This window comes from Enterobacter sp. ENT03 (assembly GCF_019218745.1).
Classification (GTDB): Bacteria; Pseudomonadota; Gammaproteobacteria; order Enterobacterales; family Enterobacteriaceae; genus Enterobacter_D.
Genome location: NZ_JAHUXA010000036.1, coordinates 1 through 4,475 on the forward strand (window position 1 = coordinate 1; position 4,475 = coordinate 4,475).

General features: G+C 48.9%; 4 protein-coding genes and 4 tRNA genes. 7 read left to right on the forward strand and 1 reads right to left on the reverse strand.

What is annotated here, in order from left to right:
• The first annotated feature begins 184 nt into the window (after positions 1 to 184).
• Both murB and birA read left to right on the forward strand, forming a co-directional pair.
• A complete protein-coding gene (murB, locus tag KW828_RS21560) occupies positions 185 to 1,213 on the forward strand; it encodes a UDP-N-acetylmuramate dehydrogenase (RefSeq protein WP_218338281.1) in 1,029 nt (342 codons plus the stop codon).
• The gene (gene birA, locus KW828_RS21565) at positions 1,210 to 2,172 is read left to right on the forward strand and encodes a bifunctional biotin--[acetyl-CoA-carboxylase] ligase/biotin operon repressor BirA (RefSeq protein WP_218338284.1); all 963 of its coding nucleotides are present in this window, start codon (positions 1,210 to 1,212) and stop codon (positions 2,170 to 2,172) included. Before murB ends, birA begins: the two co-directional genes overlap by 4 nt.
• Before the next feature lie 30 nt (positions 2,173 to 2,202).
• Here birA and coaA read toward each other — a convergent pair whose 3' ends face one another.
• Positions 2,203 to 3,153: a type I pantothenate kinase gene (gene coaA / locus KW828_RS21570; protein WP_218338285.1), complete on the reverse strand. Its 951-nt coding sequence runs from the start codon at positions 3,151 to 3,153 to the stop codon at positions 2,203 to 2,205.
• Between the two features lie 495 nt (positions 3,154 to 3,648).
• Between coaA and KW828_RS21575 the strand changes: the two genes are divergently transcribed.
• The 5 genes from KW828_RS21575 to KW828_RS21595 form a co-directional block, all read left to right on the forward strand.
• Positions 3,649 to 3,724, forward strand: a tRNA-Thr gene (locus KW828_RS21575).
• 8 nt (positions 3,725 to 3,732) lie between these two features.
• Positions 3,733 to 3,817: transfer RNA gene (locus tag KW828_RS21580), tRNA-Tyr, on the forward strand.
• Between the two features lie 115 nt (positions 3,818 to 3,932).
• A tRNA-Gly gene (locus tag KW828_RS21585) sits at positions 3,933 to 4,007 on the forward strand.
• A 5-nt stretch (positions 4,008 to 4,012) separates the two neighbouring features.
• Positions 4,013 to 4,088, forward strand: a tRNA-Thr gene (locus tag KW828_RS21590).
• Positions 4,089 to 4,204: 116 nt separating this feature from the next.
• Positions 4,205 to 4,475 (forward strand): GTP-binding protein (locus KW828_RS21595; protein ID WP_048955487.1); only part of this gene is annotated, 271 nt, incomplete at its 3' end.

The window sequence follows — 4,475 nt, forward strand, 5'->3', positions numbered from 1 at the left end:
GGGTCTCCCCATGCGAGAGTAGGGAACTGCCAGGCATCAAACACGCGAAAGGCCATCCTCACGGATGGCCTTTTTGCGTTGTGCTTTGAGATATTCCTGAACGCTGTTGTCCACGCGACTAACCACAAGCGATCTCGTCATATATACGGTAAACTAACCGTGTTTTTGTCTCTGGATAGCGTCTATGAATCACTCCCTCAAGCCCTGGAATACGTTTGGTATTGCACATAAAGCTGCACATATTGTTCGTGCAGAGAATGCGCAGCAATTACTCTCTGCCTGGCAGGATGCGGTTAAAAATCATCACCCGGTGCTGCTACTGGGAGAAGGCAGTAATGTTCTCTTCCTTGAAGACTTTGCCGGCACCGTCATCGTGAATCGTATTATGGGTATTGATGTCGTCGAGCAGCCAGATGCCTGGCATCTGCACGTCGGAGCGGGGGAAAACTGGCATAATTTTGTTCAGTACACACTCAATAATGGTATGCCTGGCCTTGAAAACCTCGCCTTGATCCCTGGTTGTGTCGGTTCATCCCCTATTCAGAACATCGGTGCTTATGGCATTGAACTGCAATGTGTCTGTGAATACGTCGATTGCCTTGAGCTGGAAACAGGCAATATGCTGCGTCTTAGCGCTAAAGAGTGTCGCTTCGGCTATCGGGACAGCGCTTTCAAACATCAATATCAGGATCGTTATGCCATCGTCGCCGTCGGTTTTCGTCTGTCGAAAACATGGCAGCCGAACCTGACTTATGGCGATTTGACCCGTCTCGACCCGCGCACAGCTACTCCCCAGGATGTATTTAATTCAGTGTGCCATATGCGTATGACTAAGCTTCCTGATCCCAAAGTGAATGGTAATGCCGGCAGCTTCTTTAAGAACCCGGTGATCACCGCTCAGCAAGCGCAGGCGTTGCTGGCGCAGTATCCCGCCGTGCCGCATTACCCTCAGGCAGATGGCAACGTGAAACTTGCCGCAGGCTGGCTCATCGATCAGTGTGAGTTAAAAGGTATGACACTGGGTGGCGCAGCAGTTCACCGCCAGCAAGCGCTCGTTTTGATTAACACTGGCCATGCCACCAGTAAAGATGTGGTGCAGCTTGCCCATTACGTTCGCCAGCAGGTTGGTGAGAAATTTAATGTCTGGCTGGAGCCGGAAGTACGATTTATCGGCCAGACGGGTGAAGTGAATGCCGTGGAGGTGATTGCGTGAAGGACAATACCATTCCATTAATGCTGATCTCCATTCTGGCAGACGGTGACTTCCATTCTGGCGAACAGCTGGGCGAACGCCTCGGGATGAGCAGAGCGGCAATTAATAAGCATGTTCAGACTTTACGTGACTGGGGCGTGGATGTATTTACCGTGCCCGGTAAAGGTTACAGCCTACCTGAACCTGTCCAGCTGCTTGATGAGAATTTTATCAAAGGGCAGCTTACTGAGGGTACAATTGCCGTTCTGCCGGTGATTGACTCAACGAACCAGTATCTGCTGGATCGCATGGACACCTTACATTCGGGCGATGCCTGCATTGCTGAATACCAGCAGGCTGGACGCGGACGACGCGGGCGCAAGTGGTTCTCTCCCTTTGGTGCCAATTTATATCTCTCCATGTACTGGCGTCTTGAGCAGGGACCCGCTGCTGCGATGGGCCTTAGCCTGGTGATCGGGATTGTCATGGCTGAGGTACTACAGACATTGGGTGCCCAAAAGGTGCGTGTAAAATGGCCTAACGATTTATACCTGCAGGACAGAAAGCTCGCGGGTATTCTCGTGGAACTGACGGGTAAAACGGGAGATGCAGCGCAGATAGTAATCGGTGCGGGTATCAACCTCGCTATGCGCAAAGTTGAGGCAGACATCATCAACCAGGGATGGATCAACCTGCAGGAAGCGGGGATCGCCGTGGATCGTAACCAGCTGGCGGTACGCCTCATCATCGAGTTACGAAAAGCACTACGTCTGTTTGAGCAAGAAGGCTTGAGCCCTTATCTGACTCGCTGGAAAAAGCTGGATAACTTTATTGACCGGCCGGTAAAATTAATTATTGGTGATAAAGAGATCTTTGGCATTTCCCGTGGCATCGATGCTCAGGGCGCATTACTACTGGAGCAGGACGGTATTATTAAACCATGGGTCGGTGGTGAAATATCATTAAGAAGTGCCGAATAAAAAAAGGAGAGCATAATGCCTCCTTTTTTATTATTTACGTAAGCGTACTTGTTCTACCGCATGATCCGCACTTTTGGTCATGATCAGACTGGCACGCTCGCGGGTTGGTAGTATATTTTCCTTTAAATTCAGCCAATTGATCTCTTTCCATAAGGAGGTTGCAATACTGACCGCTTCTTCAGTCGATAATTTGGCATAGTTATGGAAATAAGAATCTGGATTACTAAAAGCGCCTTCACGGAATTTCAGGAAGCGGTTGATATACCAGGTCTGTAATAAATCTTCCGGCGCATCAACATAAATAGAGAAGTCGACAAAGTCCGATACAAATACATGATGTGGATCGTGTGGGTAATCCATGCCGCTTTGCAGTACATTTAAACCTTCCAGAATAAGGATGTCCGGCTGCGTTACCGTCTTATCACCATCGGGGATGACATCATAGATAAGATGGGAATAGACAGGCGCTTTGACGTTGGGTACGCCAGATTTGAGATCGGAGACAAATTTCACCAGCCGGTGCATATCATAAGAAAGCGGAAAGCCTTTCTTTTTCATCAACCCGCGTTCTTTCAACACCTCATTAGGGTGGAGGAAGCCATCGGTAGTGATCAGTTCAACACGGCGATGCTCAGGCCAGCGGCTCAACAGCGCCTGCAGTACACGGGCTGTAGTGCTTTTACCCACGGCCACGCTGCCAGCAATGCTGATGATATAAGGAATACGTTCCCCATTGGTGCCCAGGAACTGCTCCAGAACCGCCTGACGACGTAAATTCGAACTGATGTAGAAATTGAGTAAACGTGACAACGGCAGGTAGATCTCTGCAACTTCTTCCAGAGACAGGTCTTCATTGATGCCTTTTAACCGCGCGATTTCACCTTCTGTCAGGGTCATCGGCACTGAATCACGAAGTGCAGCCCATTGGCTGCGGTTGAACTCAAGGTAAGGCGTCATTAACGATTGCTCTTTTTTACTCATAAGCACATTTTTGCCTGCCATGCTCATTAACCGCTCAATGACTGACCCATCGGTGAGATGCCGACTTTTCAGACCGCAAGAATGGCATGCTGCATGTAAGTTAAATTTGGACAATACGCAGGAGGGTAACACCAGATGAAAAGGAATAATAAGAAAAAATCACCTTCAATGAACGATTCAAAGGTCAGTGTCACGAAAGCGGGAAGTAGAGTATATAGGGGCAGAAAAGAGAGAAGCCCATGCTTCTATATATAAAGGTGCGAATCTTAGTAGGCATCCCCTTATCCAACATAGCGATCGCCACTCGATTATTGTTTATCTACTCCATGGCTTTTTCTACTAAATTACAGGCTTTAGAGCTGAATATTTGTTCTACTCTGCATAAAATTACAGCATTTATCGACGTTGGCGCACAAAATGTGAGCGATAGAACGTTTTTTGCGATTTTTTTGTTGCATGCAGACGCAGGTCTACCTAGAATGCGCGCTACTTGATGCCGACTTAGCTCAGTAGGTAGAGCAACTGACTTGTAATCAGTAGGTCACCAGTTCGATTCCGGTAGTCGGCACCATCAAGTCCGGTGGGGTTCCCGAGCGGCCAAAGGGAGCAGACTGTAAATCTGCCGTCACAGACTTCGAAGGTTCGAATCCTTCCCCCACCACCACTTTCTGGCAGCGTGATTGCTGTCTGAGCTGGTTGAAAGATTCACTGGCTCAAGCGAAAAAGAGACATGTCTCTTTTTTTGTTACAGAAAGAACTGGGTAGCCGAGTTTCAGGATGCGGGCATCGTATAATGGCTATTACCTCAGCCTTCCAAGCTGATGATGCGGGTTCGATTCCCGCTGCCCGCTCCAGACGTGCTGATATGGCTCAGTTGGTAGAGCGCACCCTTGGTAAGGGTGAGGTCCCCAGTTCGACTCTGGGTATCAGCACCACTTCACTTCTCCTTCCCGTTTCTCTCTGTGTAAGCTTAAATATTCAACATTTCAGGCATATCGCCTGGTTGATGTGGTGATATCACCGATTTATCCGTGTCTTAGAGGGACAATCGATGTCTAAAGAAAAGTTTGAACGTACAAAACCGCACGTTAACGTCGGTACTATCGGCCACGTTGACCATGGCAAAACAACACTGACCGCTGCAATCACTACCGTTCTGGCTAAAACCTACGGTGGTTCTGCTCGTGCATTCGATCAGATCGATAACGCGCCGGAAGAAAAAGCTCGTGGTATCACCATCAACACTTCCCACGTTGAATATGACACCCCGACTCGCCACTACGCACACGTAGACTGCCCGGGCCACGCCGACTATGTTAAAA

Coding starts and splice junctions, on each gene's coding strand:
- murB (WP_218338281.1), top strand. CDS start 185: ATGAATCACTCCCTCAAGCCCTGGAATACGTTTGGTATTGCACATAAA.
- coaA (WP_218338285.1), bottom strand. CDS start 3,153: ATGAGTAAAAAAGAGCAATCGTTAATGACGCCTTACCTTGAGTTCAAC.